General features: G+C 66.8%; 15 protein-coding genes and 1 tRNA gene. 9 read left to right on the forward strand and 7 right to left on the reverse strand.

Annotated features, from left to right (window positions below; translation table 11 throughout):
• Nucleotides 1-392: thiamine phosphate synthase (locus VGI62_RS12780; protein WP_414695689.1), on the reverse strand; the 392-nt coding region annotated here is incomplete at its 3' end.
• A gap of 55 nt (nucleotides 393-447) precedes the next feature.
• On the opposite strand from VGI62_RS12780, the gene VGI62_RS12785 reads away from it, so the two are divergent.
• Nucleotides 448-1,116 carry a YggS family pyridoxal phosphate-dependent enzyme gene (locus VGI62_RS12785; protein ID WP_331504877.1) on the forward strand — a complete coding sequence of 223 codons (669 nt, stop codon included), beginning with the start codon at nucleotides 448-450 and terminating at the stop codon, nucleotides 1,114-1,116.
• On the opposite strand, the gene VGI62_RS12790 is transcribed toward VGI62_RS12785, so the two are convergent.
• Complete coding sequence (locus tag VGI62_RS12790) at nucleotides 1,117-1,737, reverse strand: LysE family translocator (protein ID WP_331504878.1); 621 nt, start codon at nucleotides 1,735-1,737, stop codon at nucleotides 1,117-1,119.
• 5 nt (nucleotides 1,738-1,742) lie between these two features.
• Entirely contained in the window at nucleotides 1,743-2,249 is a 507-nt protein-coding gene (locus tag VGI62_RS12795) for a L,D-transpeptidase family protein (RefSeq protein WP_331504879.1), read from the reverse strand.
• 74 nt (nucleotides 2,250-2,323) lie between these two features.
• Between VGI62_RS12795 and VGI62_RS12800 the strand changes: the two genes are divergently transcribed.
• Nucleotides 2,324-3,007 carry a response regulator transcription factor gene (locus VGI62_RS12800; RefSeq protein ID WP_331504880.1) on the forward strand — a complete coding sequence of 228 codons (684 nt, stop codon included), beginning with the start codon at nucleotides 2,324-2,326 and terminating at the stop codon, nucleotides 3,005-3,007.
• Between the two features lie 97 nt (nucleotides 3,008-3,104).
• On the opposite strand, the gene VGI62_RS12805 is transcribed toward VGI62_RS12800, so the two are convergent.
• Nucleotides 3,105-3,911 (reverse strand): exodeoxyribonuclease III, encoded by an 807-nt coding sequence (locus VGI62_RS12805; protein WP_331504881.1) that lies wholly within the window; start codon nucleotides 3,909-3,911, stop codon nucleotides 3,105-3,107.
• A 245-nt stretch (nucleotides 3,912-4,156) separates the two neighbouring features.
• On the reverse strand, nucleotides 4,157-4,813 hold the full coding sequence (locus VGI62_RS12810; protein ID WP_331504882.1) for a LolA family protein: 657 nt from the start codon (nucleotides 4,811-4,813) through the stop codon (nucleotides 4,157-4,159).
• A 138-nt stretch (nucleotides 4,814-4,951) separates the two neighbouring features.
• Between VGI62_RS12810 and VGI62_RS12815 the strand changes: the two genes are divergently transcribed.
• Complete coding sequence (locus tag VGI62_RS12815) at nucleotides 4,952-5,281, forward strand: metalloregulator ArsR/SmtB family transcription factor (protein WP_331504883.1); 330 nt, start codon at nucleotides 4,952-4,954, stop codon at nucleotides 5,279-5,281.
• Nucleotides 5,274-5,732: an SRPBCC family protein gene (locus tag VGI62_RS12820; protein ID WP_331504884.1), complete on the forward strand. Its 459-nt coding sequence runs from the start codon at nucleotides 5,274-5,276 to the stop codon at nucleotides 5,730-5,732. Before VGI62_RS12815 ends, VGI62_RS12820 begins: the two co-directional genes overlap by 8 nt.
• A 105-nt stretch (nucleotides 5,733-5,837) precedes the next feature.
• Here the strand turns inward: VGI62_RS12820 and VGI62_RS12825 are convergent, their stop codons facing one another.
• Nucleotides 5,838-8,168 carry an FtsK/SpoIIIE family DNA translocase gene (locus tag VGI62_RS12825; protein WP_331504885.1) on the reverse strand — a complete coding sequence of 777 codons (2,331 nt, stop codon included), beginning with the start codon at nucleotides 8,166-8,168 and terminating at the stop codon, nucleotides 5,838-5,840.
• 161 nt (nucleotides 8,169-8,329) lie between these two features.
• Here VGI62_RS12825 and VGI62_RS12830 point away from each other — a divergent pair, with 161 nt between their 5' ends.
• Nucleotides 8,330-8,719, forward strand: coding sequence for a hypothetical protein (locus VGI62_RS12830; RefSeq protein WP_331504886.1), 390 nt, complete (start codon nucleotides 8,330-8,332; stop codon nucleotides 8,717-8,719).
• Between the two features lie 16 nt (nucleotides 8,720-8,735).
• Here the strand turns inward: VGI62_RS12830 and VGI62_RS12835 are convergent, their stop codons facing one another.
• A complete protein-coding gene (locus VGI62_RS12835; RefSeq protein WP_331504887.1) occupies nucleotides 8,736-9,596 on the reverse strand; it encodes a dienelactone hydrolase family protein in 861 nt (286 codons plus the stop codon).
• Between the two features lie 85 nt (nucleotides 9,597-9,681).
• Between VGI62_RS12835 and VGI62_RS12840 the strand changes: the two genes are divergently transcribed.
• The 4 genes from VGI62_RS12840 to VGI62_RS12855 all read left to right on the forward strand — a co-directional run bounded on the left by VGI62_RS12840 (nucleotide 9,682) and on the right by VGI62_RS12855 (nucleotide 13,759).
• Nucleotides 9,682-10,179 (forward strand): hypothetical protein, encoded by a 498-nt coding sequence (locus VGI62_RS12840; RefSeq protein WP_331504888.1) that lies wholly within the window; start codon nucleotides 9,682-9,684, stop codon nucleotides 10,177-10,179.
• A 207-nt stretch (nucleotides 10,180-10,386) separates the two neighbouring features.
• Nucleotides 10,387-12,309, forward strand: coding sequence for a molecular chaperone DnaK (gene dnaK, locus VGI62_RS12845; protein ID WP_331504889.1), 1,923 nt, complete (start codon nucleotides 10,387-10,389; stop codon nucleotides 12,307-12,309).
• Between the two features lie 172 nt (nucleotides 12,310-12,481).
• The gene (gene dnaJ, locus VGI62_RS12850; protein WP_331504890.1) at nucleotides 12,482-13,630 is read left to right on the forward strand and encodes a molecular chaperone DnaJ; all 1,149 of its coding nucleotides are present in this window, start codon (nucleotides 12,482-12,484) and stop codon (nucleotides 13,628-13,630) included.
• 52 nt (nucleotides 13,631-13,682) lie between these two features.
• A tRNA-Arg gene (locus tag VGI62_RS12855) sits at nucleotides 13,683-13,759 on the forward strand.
• Nucleotides 13,760-13,854: the final 95 nt, after the last annotated feature.

A 13,854-nucleotide genomic window follows, 5' to 3' on the forward strand; every position in this document is an offset into this window, starting at 1 on the left:
ACGGCCGCATCTGCGCCCTGGGCGAGAGCGCGCCGAGCCGCGAGGCTCGAATGGGCTGCGGCGGTGACAAGCCAACAAGGGTGAGCGGCCTTCAATCGGCGCGCGCGATGCGCCAGGCGCTCAGGTAGGTGTACGCCGTCGGCTCCCAGTCGCGCCGCGAGCCCGGCGTCGGCGCCGATCAACAGCGTCAGGCCCCGCTTGCGGGCGATCGCCAGGAGCCGCGCCCCTTGCGCCTCAGCGCCTGCGGCGCCGAATGAGCGAAGCACTATCGTTGCGCCGCGCGGCAGACGTCGGGCTATCGCTTCGGGATCTGGGGTCCGCTCGGGATCGGTGAAGAAGAGCACTGCCGGCAGGCGTTCTGGCGCGCCGCTCCGCGCCCCCTTTCGCCCCACGGCGCGGCGCCGTAGGAACCAAGCGGTTCTCGCCAAGGTCCAGAAGCCCTCGGAAATGGCCGCCCCCTCTCTCAGCGCCGTCGCATCCTACACGAACGTCGTGACCCGGATCGCCCATGCAGCGCAAGCGGCCGGTCGGGCGCCGGCGGACGTCTCGCTGGTGGCTGTCTCCAAGATGCAGCCCTGGGAGGCGGTCGCTCCCGTGCTGGCGGCCGGCCACAGGGTGTTCGGAGAAAACCGGGTCCAGGAAGCGCAGGCGCGCTGGGCCGAGCGGCGCGACGAGATCACGCTGCACCTGATTGGACCACTACAGAGCAATAAGGCCGCCGAGGCGGTGGCGTTCTTCGACGTCATCGAAACCCTCGACCGCGAGAAGCTGGCCCGGGTCCTGGCAGAGCAGGTCCAGGCTCAGGGGCGCCGCCCGCGGTTCTACGTCCAGGTCAACACCGGTGAGGAGCCGCAAAAGGCCGGAGTGCTGCCGCGCGAGGCCGACGCCTTCATCGCCGCCGTCCGCACGACCTACGACCTCGCGCCGGAGGGCCTGATGTGCATTCCGCCAGTGGATGAGCCTGGGGGGCCGCATTTCGCACTGCTGGCTAAGATCGCCGCGCGCAACGGGCTCGGGAAGCTCTCCATGGGCATGAGCGATGACTTCGAGACCGCCATCGCCTTCGGCGCTACCAGCGTTCGGGTTGGTTCGGCCGTGTTCGGGGCGCGGTCCTAGTCAGCTGCGCCTCACCGCGGCGGTCGCGACGCCGGCGGCGATCAGCACGCCACCGCCGGCGCGCTTCGACCAGAGCCTCGCGCCGGGGCTCTTCAACAGATGCGAGGCACGCGCCGCCGCCAAGGCGTAGGCGGTGTCCGTCGCCCCAACTACGATGGTGAATGTGGCGGTCAGTATCGCAGCTTGCAGCACATAGCTGGCCTCGGGGCGGATGAACTGCGGCGCAAAGGCTGCAAAGAAGACGATGGTCTTGGGATGGAACGTTCCGACCGCGACATTGCTGAGAAATGCCGTCCGGGGCGAGATGGGCGCCGGGGCATGTGCGGCGGGTCCCGATCTGCTGCGGGCGATCGCCAATACGCCGAGGGCGATCAGGTAGAGCGCGCCGGCCCACTTCAAGACCGTGAACGCCACTGCTGAGGCAGCGAGCAGGGCCCCTGCGCCCGCAAGCGAGACGATCATGCAGACGGCGTTGCCGAGCGCCATCCCTGCGACGGAAGCCAGCGCGGCGCGGCGGCCGGAGCTAAGGGCGTAGCCCACGATGCTGGTGACGCCGGGCCCCGGGATCAGGCCCATTGCGGCCGACGCCACGGCGAAGGCGAGCCAGGTCGAAAATGGCATCGGCCTCAAGCCTCCCGGATTTCCACGGCGTCGCCGGGCTTCGCCTGGGCAAGGAGCTCCTCCAGGTCGGCCCGTGTCAACGCCACGCAGCCCTCGGTAGGCGCGTAGCCCTCTCGGGCTATGTGCAGGAAAATGCATGATCCCAAGTGCGGCCTTGGGGGGTCGTCGTTGTGGCCCAGCACAACGACCAGGTCATAGAGGCTGTCGTCGCGCCACATGCGCTCGAAGCTCGCCGGATGCGGCAGCTTGATCGGGCGATTGTAGTTTTCATCGTCGGGGGCGTCGCACCAACCATCGTCTGGCTCCAGGGCCCTGGTCGGAACGGCCGTCCGAGGCGCGGGTCCGCGGTCCGGACGATAGAGCACGCGCCGAATCGGCCAAACGCCGGCGGGCGACGCAAAATCGCCCTCGCGCTTCTCGGACGCAGGCTTCACACCGCTCTTGCCGAGCGCGCAACGGGCCTGGCGATTCCCCAGGTTGAGCCATCCGTCGGCGGTTGCGGTGAAGTTCATCGGCGGCACCCCAACAGGCCCGGCCCCAAATCTCTTTGCGAGCCGGCCCAGATCAGGTGCATGGTCCTCCCATCATGGCTCAACGCAAGACCCTCCTCATCGTCGATGATGACGCGGACCTTCGCGGGGCGGTCGCCGAACAGCTCCAGGCCGAAGATTTCGTCGCCCTAGAAGCCGCCACCGCGGCCGAGGGTGTTCGCCTGGCGCAGACGGCCCGCCCCGACGTGATCCTGCTCGACGTCGATCTGCCCGATTTCGATGGCCGCGAGGCCTGCCGCCAGATGCGGCAGAACGGCGTGGCGACACCGGTCATCATGCTGACCGCAGCCGGCGAGGACGAAGAGACCGTCCAAGGCCTCGACGCCGGCGCCAACGATTACATCACCAAGCCCTACAAGTTCGCGGTGCTGCTGGCTCGGATCCGCGTGCAGTTGCGCGACTATGAACACTCCGAGGGCGCGGTCTTCCGCCTGGGCGCCTACGAATTCCGCCCGGCCGCCAAGATGTTGCTCGATCCGCAGAGCCGGAAGATCCGCCTGACGGAGAAGGAAACCAACATCCTGAAATACCTCTATCGCGCAGGCGAGAAGCCGGTGTCGCGCGAGGAGCTGTTGGCTGAGGTCTGGGGCTATAACGCCGGCGTCACGACCCACACCCTTGAAACCCACGTCTACCGCCTGCGCCAGAAAATCGAGACCGACCCCACCAACGCCAAGCTCCTGCTGACGGAGGCCGGCGGATACAGGCTGGCGCCTTAGCGCCTCATCATCTGGACGCCGGCCGCGAAGTCCGGGACGCATGGACCGCGGGCCGGGGCGATTGGCCGGGCCTTCGCAACAGGTCGGCAGGCGACGGCTAAAGCACCAGATCCGCGCTGACTGGCGCATGGTCCGAAGGGCGTTCCCATTCGCGGACATCGTCGTGGATCCGGCTTGCGGCCGCGCCCTGGCGCAACGCGGCGTCTCGCAGGCCGGGGCTCACCAGGATGTGGTCGAGCCTTAGGCCTCGATTGGAGGCGCGAAAGTCCTGGGCGCGGTAGCTCCACCAGGAGGCAAGCTTCTCGGGCTCCGGTCGGGTTTCTCGGATCAGGTCGGTGAAGCCGAGCGACGCTTTCAGGGCCGCCATGGCTTCCACCTCGACGGGCGTATGGCTGACGATCTTCGACATGTATCGGTGGTTCCAGACGTCGTTCTCGCCGGGAGCCACGTTGAGGTCGCCGACGACGGCCAGCGGCGTCCTGGGGTCGCGCTGCGACAGTTCGGCGGTGAGCTTCTCGAAGAAGTCGAGCTTGTGGTCGAACTTGGGATTGACCTGGCGATCGGCGATGTCGCCGCCCGCAGGAATGTAGAAGTTGTGGATCTGGACGCCGGCGACTGTCGCTCCAACGCAGCGAGCGTGACCCTCGCGGCAGACGTCGAGGGGCGGGGCGTCCTCCAGCGGCAGGCGCGAGGCGATCGCCACGCCGTGCCAGCCCTTCTGGCCGGCGATCTTAAGGTGCGGGAGGCCCATTTCGACGAAAGCCTGGCGCGGGAACTCGCCCTCGCGGCACTTGATCTCCTGCATGCAAAGGACATCGGGCGCCTGTTCGGCGACGAAGCGGGCAGCCTGTTCGGCGCGCAGGCGGACGGAATTGACGTTCCAGGTGCAGAGACGAAGGCGCATGCCGCTCCTTAAGCGAGGCGGTGAGCGAAGGACCAGAGATATCGAGGTTGCGGGACAAAGAGACGCCCGGGCGTTGGAGAAGCCCGGGCGCTACAGTGGGTCTCTCATGCCGCCGCCGGGAGGGGATAGATTCCGGCACGGACTCCGTCGGCGCGGATGCCGCGCCAATGGCGTAGTGGCATCAAAGCCACAGAGCTGATTAAAGTCAAGCAGTGAAGACTTAATTCTTGCTCGTGACGAATTCGTCACATCTTGCCGCGGCCAACGTTTTTCGGGCGGGGATCCTTCAGGACGAACAGCGAAGGCTCCAAGCCCGAGGTGCGTTGCAGATCCTGGAGCCGGACTTGGGTTGAGCGGCTCTGGGCGTCGGTGACCGTCCAGCCCGCCAGGGCGATCGGATTGTCGGTGAAGGTCAAGGCGATCTGGCCGGCGGTTTCCTTCTTTCCGTCCCGAGCGGTAATCGTGAAGCCGTCCGCGGCCCTGGCCACGCGGGTCACCTGGACGCCGCGGTCGAGGCGGATGGTCTTGGCCAGGAACAACGACAACGGGGTGGCCACCAGCGGATAGGCATCGAAGGTCTTCAATCGGCTGTCGGCCACAGCGACCGTACCGCCGTCGGACACCACCAACAGGCCGGACGGCGGATCGTAGGCGAAACGGGCCTTACCCGGGCGTTTCAAGAAGAGTTCGCCTTGGCTTACCGCACCGCGCGGATCGGTCTGCACAAAGCGGCCGCGAGCCTCGGTCAGTCCTTGCAGATAGGCGACGGCGCGATCGACCAGCACCTGGTCCTCCGCCGAAATGCCGCCCGGGCCCTGCGCCCGCGCTGCGCCGGAAAGCGCCTGTGCTCCGAGACAGAAGGCGCCAAAGGAAAGGGCGAGGCTGCGACGATTCAAGGTCATGCGGCGGCGGCTCCGGGGAAACCAGGCGGCGAGGGTGAACTGCCGCGTAGGCGGCAATAGGGCGGTGGCGGGCCCGCCGCAATGTCCTGTTCGGACCTCCGACCTTGACATGCAAGCAAATACTTGCATGTTTGCGAGATGGCCGACGACATGGACCCGGTCTTCAAGGCCCTAGCGGACGCCAGCCGCCGCCAGCTCCTGGACCTGTTGCACGGGGATCAGGGTCAGACCCTGGGCGCGTTGGCCGCGCGCCTGGACATGACCCGCCAAGCGGTGAGCCAGCACCTCGCCATCCTGGAGGCAGCCAACCTCATCGCCACCCAGCGGCGGGGCCGCGAGAAGCTGCACTACCTGAACCCCGTGCCGATCCACCAGATCCATGCGCGCTGGATCGCCAAATTCGAACGCCCGCGCCTGGATGCGCTGGCAAACCTGAAGCAGCGCCTCGAGGGAGAAGCCGATGGCTAAGCATACCTACGTCTACGTGACCTATATCGTCTCGACGCCGGAGAGGGTGTGGGAAGCGCTGACCGACGCCAAGATCAGCGCCAGCTACTGGGAGCGCGAGAATGTCTCCGACTGGAAGGTGGGCTCGCGCTGGGAGCACCGGCTGCCGGGCAAGTCCGCCGACGTGGTGGGAGACGTCCTGGAGGCCGACCCGCCCCGCCGCCTCGTCACGACCTGGGAGGTCCCTGGCGAGCGAGGCAATCCCGACACCACCAATCGCTGCGTCTTCGATATCGAGGACGCCGGCGGAAAGGTGAAGCTCACGGTCACCCACTCGGAACTCGGCGACAACGCGCTGAGGGACGTTTCGGGCGGTTGGCCAGCGGTGCTGTCGAACCTGAAGACCCTACTGGAGACCGGCCGTACGATCCCAGATCCGTACAGCGCCGTGGCCAACCATCCTCGAGGCTGACGCAGGCACATTTCCACCCGTGGCGAAAGGTGCTGGAGGGGAACAAGGTCCGGGGGAGCGGATGGGGATTAGGTTTCTGTTCGGCGAGCGGCGCGCGAACGCGCCCTAAGGCGCCGCCGAGACCAGTATCTCGCGCTTGCCGGCGTGGTTGGCGGCGCCCACGACGCCTTCCTGCTCCATCCGCTCCATAAGCGAGGCGGCGCGGTTGTAACCGATCTGCAGGCGGCGCTGGATGTAGCTGGTGGATGCCTTGCCGTCCCGCGTGACCACGGCCACGGCGCGATCGTAGAGGTCATTGCTCTCACTCTCGCCGCCGAACCCGAAGTCGCCGGCCTCGGCGTCTTCTTCGCCGCCGGCGGTGACCTCTTCGAGGTATTGCGGCTGGCCCTGTTCGCGCAGGAACTTGGCCACGGCCTCAACCTCGCCATCGGAGACGAACGGCCCATGCAGGCGGGTGATGCGGCCGCCGCCGGCCATATAGAGCTGATCGCCCTGCCCCAGCAGTTGCTCCGCGCCTTGCTCGCCCAGGATGGTGCGGCTGTCGATCTTCGAGGTGACCTGGAAGGAAATCCGGGTGGGAAAGTTGGCCTTGATGGTGCCGGTGATCACGTCGACCGACGGCCGCTGGGTCGCCATGATCAGGTGGATGCCGGCGGCCCGCGCCATCTGCGCCAGCCGTTGGACGGCGCCTTCGATATCCTTGCCGGCCACCATCATCAGATCGGCCACCTCGTCGATCACCACGACGAGATAGGGCATCGGCTCGGGCGTGATCTTCTCGCTTTCGTAGATCGGCCGACCGGTGTCGTCGAAACCGGTCTGGACGGTCCTCTCGAAATGCTCGCCTTTCGAAGCCGCCTCCTTGGCGCGTTCGTTGTAGGACGCAACGTTTCGTACGCCGATCTTGGACATCCGGCGGTAGCGGTCCTCCATCTCCCGCACGGTCCACTTCAGCGCGACGATCGCCTTTTTCGGGTCGGTCACCACCGGCGAGAGCAGATGCGGAATGCCGTCGTAGACACTGAGCTCCAGCATCTTCGGGTCGATCATGATCATCCGGCACTGGTCCGGGGGCAGGCGGTACAGGATCGACAGGATCATGGCGTTGACGCCCACCGATTTCCCGGAGCCGGTGGTGCCGGCGATCAGCAGGTGCGGCATGCGGGCGAGGTCGGCGATGTAGGGCTCACCGCCGATCGTCTCGCCCAACGCCATGGGCAGGGTCTGGCCGCCGCGCTCGTATTCCGAGGAGGCCAGGAGGTCGCGCAGATAGACCGTCTCGCGCTTCTGGTTTGGCAGTTCGATGCCAATGGCGTTGCGGCCCGGCACCACTGAAACGCGGCAGGCCGCCACGCTCATCGAGCGCGCTATGTCGTCGGACAGGGCGACGACCCGGGCGGACTTCACCCCAGCGGCGGGAACCAGCTCGTAGAGGGTGACCACCGGCCCAGGGCGGATCTGGTCCACCTGGCCGCGGACCCCGAACTCGGCCAGGACGCTCTCCAGCAGCTGGGCGTTCTGCCGAAGCGCGCCCTCGTCGAACTGCGCAGCGCGCGGCTTGGGCTTGGCCAGCATGGCGAGCTCGGGCAGCAGAAAGCCGCCCGGGCGGACGAAGTCGAAGGTCGACTGCGCCTCGCGCTGCTCGCGTGGCGACTCCTTCGAGGAGGCCTTGGGCGCCTTGACCTTCGGGCCCTGGGCCGGATCGAGGGGAGCCGGTTCGAGCGCGGCGTCGGGGATGCCGCCCTCTGGGCGCGCGCGGGCCGCCACCTTCGCGCTCCGCTCCGGCCTCGGTACGGCCGTGGGTTTTGGCGTCAGGGCGAGCGCCAGCCACTCACCCAGGCCGCGCAGCTCAGCCGGACGCAGCCCGATGGCGTAGGCCATCGCCGTCAGGCCGGTGATGGCGAACAGGACGGCGGCGATCGGCAGGGCCATCGGCAGATGAACGTATGCCAGGAGCCGCGACAGGCCGCCCAGCAGCGCATCGCCCCAAAAGCCGCCAAGGCCCTTCGCCAATGGCCAGGCGATCGGCGGCGCAGGCCAGGCCAGCGCCGCGGCCAAAGCGAACACTCCGCCCGCTCCCGCCAGAGCGCGCAGGCGAAGGTGCCACCGGCTGGCGGCTGGTTCGGATGCAGCCGCGCGGCACAGGCCCAGGACGATGATGGTCAGCACCGCCAAGGCCGACGCAAGACCGAGCGACTGGACGCCGAGGTCGGCGAGCGCAGCGCCCGGCGCGCCCAGGGCGTTGGTCGGCGCAGCGGCGCTGGCGGAGTTCAGGCTCGGATCTGCGGCGTTGTAGGTCGCAAACGCGACGGCGAGCGCGGCGCCGGCCGCCGCCGCTACGCCGCCACGCAAGCGCGCGATCCCGGGATGCGCCCAGGCGAGGCCCGCAATGTGCCAAATCAAGGCCATGCCGGTCTTCCGCGCCGCCCGCGCCATGCCCGAACCACTCCCACTCACAAATCGACCCACCCTGTTTGGCCGCAAGAGGGTTAAGGGGCGTTTACTTTGATCCGACCGGCGGCACGATTACGCAGTGGTTTTCGACGGGCTTTCGCTGGCGCATCGCGCGGATTAGGGTCCGCGCCATGCAGTGGTCCATGCCCCAACGCGTTCTGCAGGTCGTCGCCGTCCTCATCGCCCTCGTCGCGCTTTCCGCCTTCACCCTGGGGGTGCTTAACGCCCCCCAGCGCGGCCGCATGCCTGGCGAGCGGACCGCCGAGGACGCCGGCGGACCCGCTCCAATCGTCGCTACCGAGGCTACGCCGCTCAGCCAGGAACGTATCGAGGGCCCGCCTCCGCCGCCCGAGCTGACGCCGGAGGAAAAGGCCAAGCAGGAGGCCGACAAGGAAGCCAAGGCGGCTGCGAAGCTCGCCGCCGCGCCCGCCGTGGGCGGCGCTACTCCCCCCGTCGCCCCGCAGCCGCCCGCCGAAAAAGCCGGTGAAGTGCCGCAGATCTCACCACCGGCGCCGGAAGAGCCGCCGCATTAGCCCGGTGCGGCTGACCTCAGGCCACGCCGTGCGCCTTGAAGAACGCCAGCATACGCTTCCACGCATCGGCTGACGCCTCGGCGTTGTAGCTCGGCCGGTAGTCGGCGAGGAAACCGTGCTGGGCGTCAGGATAGACGATGATCTCGGCCTGCTTGCCTGCCGCCTTCACGGCCTCGCGCATGGCGTCGATATCGGCCTGCGGTATGCCTTTGTCCTGGCCGCCATAGAGGCCGAGCACGGGGGCTTTCAGGTCCTTAGCCAGGTCCAGCGGCGGCGTGCGCGGATAGGGGCCGGCCCTGAGCGGGCCATACCAGGCGACGCCCGCCTTGAATTCCGGGAACCGTTCGCAGCAGAGCCAGGTCGCCCCACCGCCCCAGCAGAAGCCGGTGACGCCCAGCCGCTTCATGTCCGTGTACGACTGCGCCGTCAGGTATTTGAGGCTCGCAGCCGTGTCGGAGGTCACCTGCGCCTCCGGCGTCGCCTTCACGATGTCCATGACCACCTTCATGTCAGTGGTCTTTGAAGGATCGCCCGCACGGACAAAGAGGTCCGGGGCGAGGGCCACGTAACCTGCCTTGGCCAGCCGCCGACAAACATCCTTCACCCATTCATGGACGCCGAAGACCTCGGAATTGACGAACACGACCGGATGTTTGCCCCGGCCCTCCGGACGGGCGAGGAAGCCGGGGATCTTTCGGTCAGCCGAGGTGATCTCGACGGTCTCGGTCACCAGGCCCTTGTCGTCGGTATGAATTGGCTCGGCCTCGGCAGAGAAGGCTGCGACGGCGTAACCGCCGGCCAGCGCGAGCGCGATCGAACGCCGCGTCAGGTCGAGGTCTCCGGCCCAATTGCCTTCGGCGCGAGTGAGAGTGACCATGCAAAATCTCCGCAGGATGCGATTGTTGTCCTGCCGCCGATCCTGCGGCGCCTCGCCGCAGGAAGTCAAAGTGGCGACGTAAGCGATGGACCGCGCTCTACCGGATGGCGTCAGGACGATGCGGCCCCTCAGCTGGCGGCGCCTGTCCAGGGCTGAGACGGGCTTGGCCTGCGAGATCTTCGGTAGGGGCCTGCGCGCCGGTCACGTCCGGGTCCTGGCCCTACCGGTATGGCCGCGCGCGTTCGTAGCGGGGCCATCGCTGATCGTCTGGCCTGCCTCGGACGCCCTCTTCGACTTCGGCGCCGAGCTGGTTTCCCTTCAGGTTCAGGCGACCTTCGTCCACGAGCTCACCCATGTCTGGCAGGCCCAGCGGGGGGTTTTCCTGCCCCTGGCGAAGCTTCGAGCCGGGGATAGCGCCTTTTCTTACGCCTACGATTTGGCCTCGGGCACACCGTTCGCATCGCTCAATATCGAGCAGCAGGCGATGATTGTGGAACACGCGTTCCTCGCTTCCCGCGGGGGCGAGGCGCCCTTTGCTAGGCGTTTGTATACCCAAGCTGAGTCAGGATGGCGCAGTGTCTGAGTCACGATCCCTTACGCGATTGGGGACTTTCACCCTTGCGAGCCGGCCTATTTTCCCCATATCGGCTTGCGACGCCGGGTTCCGTGTGGGGAAACCTGTTCCGCGCACACTGGCGAGACCTGATCGAACCGGGGACGTTGCAAATAGAAGCGCTTCGGCTGAAGGCTTCGCGCGGCGTCCGCCAACAAGGAGCGAGCTAGACTCTCAATGAGCAAGATTATCGGTATCGACCTCGGCACGACGAATTCGTGCGTCGCGATCATGGACGGCAAGACGCCGAAGGTGATCGAGAACGCCGAAGGCGCGCGCACGACGCCGTCCGTGGTGGGCATCCTTGACGACGGCGAGCGCCTTGTCGGGCAGCCCGCCAAGCGCCAGGCGGTGACAAACCCATCCAACACCCTTTTCGCCATCAAGCGCCTGATCGGCCGCCAGTACACCGATCCGATGGTGGAGAAGGACAAGGGCATGGTGCCCTACGAGATCGTCAAGGGGCCGAACGGCGACGCGTGGGTGCGCGCCCACGGCAAGGACTATTCGCCCCAGCAGGTCTCAGCCTTCATCCTGCAGAAGATGAAGGAAGCCGCCGAGCAGCACCTCGGCGAGAAGGTCGAAAAGGCGGTTATCACCGTCCCGGCCTACTTCAACGACGCCCAGCGCCAGGCGACCAAGGACGCCGGCAAGATCGCGGGCCTTGAAGTCCTGAGGATCATCAACGAGCCGACGGCGGCTGCGCTCGCCTACGGCCTCGAGAAGAACGAGGGCAAGAAGATCGCGGTCTATGACCTGGGCGGCGGCACGTTCGACGTATCCATCCTGGAGATCGGCGACGGCGTCTTCGAGGTGAAGTCGACCAACGGCGACACCTTCCTCGGAGGCGAGGATTTCGACCTTCGCATCGTCGACTACCTGGCCGACGAGTTCAAGAAGGAGAACTCTGTCGACCTGCGGAAGGACAAGCTCGCCCTGCAACGCCTCAAGGAAGAGGCGGAAAAGGCCAAGAAGGAGCTCTCCTTCACCACGCAGTATGAGCTCAACCTGCCGTTCATCTCGATGAACGCCAACGGCCCGCTGCACCTCAACATCAAGCTTTCCCGCGCCAAGCTGGAAGCCCTGGTCGAAGACCTGGTGGCCAAGACCGTCGGTCCCTGCGAGCAGGCGCTGAAGGATGCCGGGCTGAAGAAGTCAGACATCGACGAAGTGATCCTGGTCGGCGGCATGACCCGCATGCCCAAGGTCGTCGAGACCGTGAAGGCCTTCTTCGGCCGCGAGCCACACACCGGCGTCAACCCCGACGAAGTCGTGGCGCTGGGCGCGGCGGTTCAGGCCGGGGTGCTGCAAGGCGACGTCAAGGACGTGCTGCTGCTGGATGTCACCCCGCTGACGCTCGGCATCGAGACCCTTGGCGGCGTCTTCACGCCACTGATCGAGCGCAACACGACCATCCCGACCAAGCGTTCACAGACGTTCTCGACGGCCGATGACAACCAGTCGGCAGTGACCATTCGGGTGTTCCAGGGCGAGCGCCCGATGGCGGCGGACAACAAGATGCTGGGCCAGTTCGACCTGGTCGGCATTCCGCCCGCCCCGCGCGGCGTTCCACAAGTCGAAGTGACCTTTGACATCGACGCCAACGGCATCGTCAACGTCCAGGCCCGCGACAAGGCGACCAACAAGGAACAGTCGATCCGCATCCAGGCCAACGGCGGCCTCTCCGACGCGGACATCGACGCCATGGTCAAGGAAGCCGAATCGAACAAGGCCGAGGATGAGAAGCGCAAGGCCGCGGTCGAAGCGAAGAACCAGGCCGACGCGGTGATCCACTCCACCGAGAAGGCGCTCGCCGAACACGGCGACAAGGTGGGCGAGACGGAGCGAGCAGCCATACAGACGGCGCTCGACGACCTGAAGGGCGTGGTCGAGGGTGGCGATTCCGAGGTGATCGCGGCCAAGACCCAGACGCTGATCCAGGCGTCCATGAAGCTGGGCGAGGCGATGTACAACGCCCAGCAGAACACCGGCGAAGGCCCCGCGTCCGATGCGGATGCGGCGCACGCAGCCGGCGGCGAAGACGTGGTCGACGCCGAATTCGAGGAAGTCGACGGCGACGATCACAAGAAGTCGGCGTGACAACCTGCCCCATGGCGACTCAGAGCTCCCAGTGCCATGAAAATGTCACTGGGGACGTCGCCGCCGCTTCTGCGCGACTCGGGGCCCCCGTCCGCTCGGCTATTGAGCCTTGTAGCCGGACGGGGGCCTTCCCACTTCCCTCCCAGCCACACACCAAACACCTGACGGTTTGATGCGCGACTATTACGAGATCCTTGGCCTGGAGCGGGGCTGCGATGCGGGCGCTCTCAAAGCGTCCTTCCGCAAGCTTGCCATGGAGCACCACCCGGACCGGAACGGGGGCTGTGAAGACGCCTCGGGACGCTTCAAAGAGATCAACGAGGCCTATTCGGTGCTCTCTGATCCCCAGAAGCGCGCCGCCTATGACCGTTTCGGGCATGCGGGCGTGAACGGCTCCGGGGGACCGAACGGAGCCCAGTTCCACGACGTCGGCGATATCTTCAACGAGGTGTTCGGCGACGTTTTCGGCGACATGTTCGGAGGCCGCCGCCAACAGCGTTCGGGCCCGGCCAGGGGCCAGGATCTGCGTTACGACCTCGAGATCACCCTCGAGCAGGCCTATGCCAGCGCCGAGGTCGAGATCACCGTGCCCGCCGCGCTCAACTGCGAAACCTGCTCCGGCTCAGGCGCCAAGCCAGGCACCAGCCCCACGACCTGCAACTCCTGCGGCGGCCAGGGCCGCGTGCGCGCAACTCAGGGATTCTTCTCCATTGAGCGGGCCTGCCCGCGCTGCGGCGGCTCCGGCCGTCTGGTGCTTGACCCCTGCGCCGACTGCCACGGCATGGGCCAGGTGCGTCGCGAGCGCACGCTCTCGGTGCGCATACCTGCGGGCGTCGACGATGGCGCAAGAATTCGGCTCGCCGGAGAGGGCGACGGCGGTTCTCGCGGCGGTCCTCGCGGCGACCTCTACATCTTTGTCTCGGTGAAGCCGCACGAGCTCTTCGAACGCGACGGCCTTGATCTGCTCTGCACCGTGCCCGTACCCATGGCGGTGGCCGCCCTCGGCGGCGAGATCGAGGCGCCCTGTCTCCTGGGCGGAGAGAACTGTGACGGCAACTGCCGTCTCACCGTCAAGGTGCCCGAAGGCGCCCAGACCGGGCGCACCGTACGGCTGAAAGGCCGCGGCATGCCGTCCCTGCGCTCCCGCGACCGCGGCGACCTAGTGGTCGAGCTGTTCATCGAGACCCCGGCCAAGCTCACGGCCCGGCAGAAGGAGTTGCTGCGCGAGTTCGCGGGTCTCTCTACCGAGGCCCAGCACCCAAAGAACGCGACCTTCACCGGCAAGGCCAAGACGTTTTGGGATAGCGTCAAAGGCGTGTAACCGCATTTGCGGTGGCCCGGCCTTTCGGCTAGAGGAGGCCTCCGCTCCAAACGCACCCGTAGCTCAGCTGGATAGAGCGTTGCCCTCCGAAGGCAAAGGTCACACGTTCGAATCGTGTCGGGTGCGCCATGGATTTCGGTGTCCAGCATGGACACATCGGTGACAGGTCGTACCGGCTACATTGGTAACAACCTCGGGCCGAACGGGTTGTCGAGGGGCTGCAG

This window comes from Phenylobacterium sp., from assembly GCF_036495085.1.
Classification (GTDB): domain Bacteria; phylum Pseudomonadota; class Alphaproteobacteria; order Caulobacterales; family Caulobacteraceae; genus Phenylobacterium.

Excerpts from the sequence above, each read along its gene's own strand:
- VGI62_RS12785 (WP_331504877.1), top strand. The coding sequence starts at position 448 with ATGGCCGCCCCCTCTCTCAGCGCCGTCGCATCCTACACGAACGTCGTG.
- VGI62_RS12790 (WP_331504878.1), bottom strand. The coding sequence starts at position 1,737 with ATGCCATTTTCGACCTGGCTCGCCTTCGCCGTGGCGTCGGCCGCAATG.
- VGI62_RS12795 (WP_331504879.1), bottom strand. The coding sequence starts at position 2,249 with ATGAACTTCACCGCAACCGCCGACGGATGGCTCAACCTGGGGAATCGC.
- VGI62_RS12800 (WP_331504880.1), top strand. The coding sequence starts at position 2,324 with ATGGCTCAACGCAAGACCCTCCTCATCGTCGATGATGACGCGGACCTT.
- VGI62_RS12805 (WP_331504881.1), bottom strand. The coding sequence starts at position 3,911 with ATGCGCCTTCGTCTCTGCACCTGGAACGTCAATTCCGTCCGCCTGCGC.
- VGI62_RS12810 (WP_331504882.1), bottom strand. The coding sequence starts at position 4,813 with ATGACCTTGAATCGTCGCAGCCTCGCCCTTTCCTTTGGCGCCTTCTGT.
- VGI62_RS12815 (WP_331504883.1), top strand. The coding sequence starts at position 4,952 with ATGGCCGACGACATGGACCCGGTCTTCAAGGCCCTAGCGGACGCCAGC.
- VGI62_RS12820 (WP_331504884.1), top strand. The coding sequence starts at position 5,274 with ATGGCTAAGCATACCTACGTCTACGTGACCTATATCGTCTCGACGCCG.
- VGI62_RS12825 (WP_331504885.1), bottom strand. The coding sequence starts at position 8,168 with ATGGCGCGGGCGGCGCGGAAGACCGGCATGGCCTTGATTTGGCACATT.
- VGI62_RS12830 (WP_331504886.1), top strand. The coding sequence starts at position 8,330 with ATGCCCCAACGCGTTCTGCAGGTCGTCGCCGTCCTCATCGCCCTCGTC.
- VGI62_RS12835 (WP_331504887.1), bottom strand. The coding sequence starts at position 9,596 with ATGGTCACTCTCACTCGCGCCGAAGGCAATTGGGCCGGAGACCTCGAC.
- VGI62_RS12840 (WP_331504888.1), top strand. The coding sequence starts at position 9,682 with ATGGACCGCGCTCTACCGGATGGCGTCAGGACGATGCGGCCCCTCAGC.
- dnaK (WP_331504889.1), top strand. The coding sequence starts at position 10,387 with ATGAGCAAGATTATCGGTATCGACCTCGGCACGACGAATTCGTGCGTC.
- dnaJ (WP_331504890.1), top strand. The coding sequence starts at position 12,482 with ATGCGCGACTATTACGAGATCCTTGGCCTGGAGCGGGGCTGCGATGCG.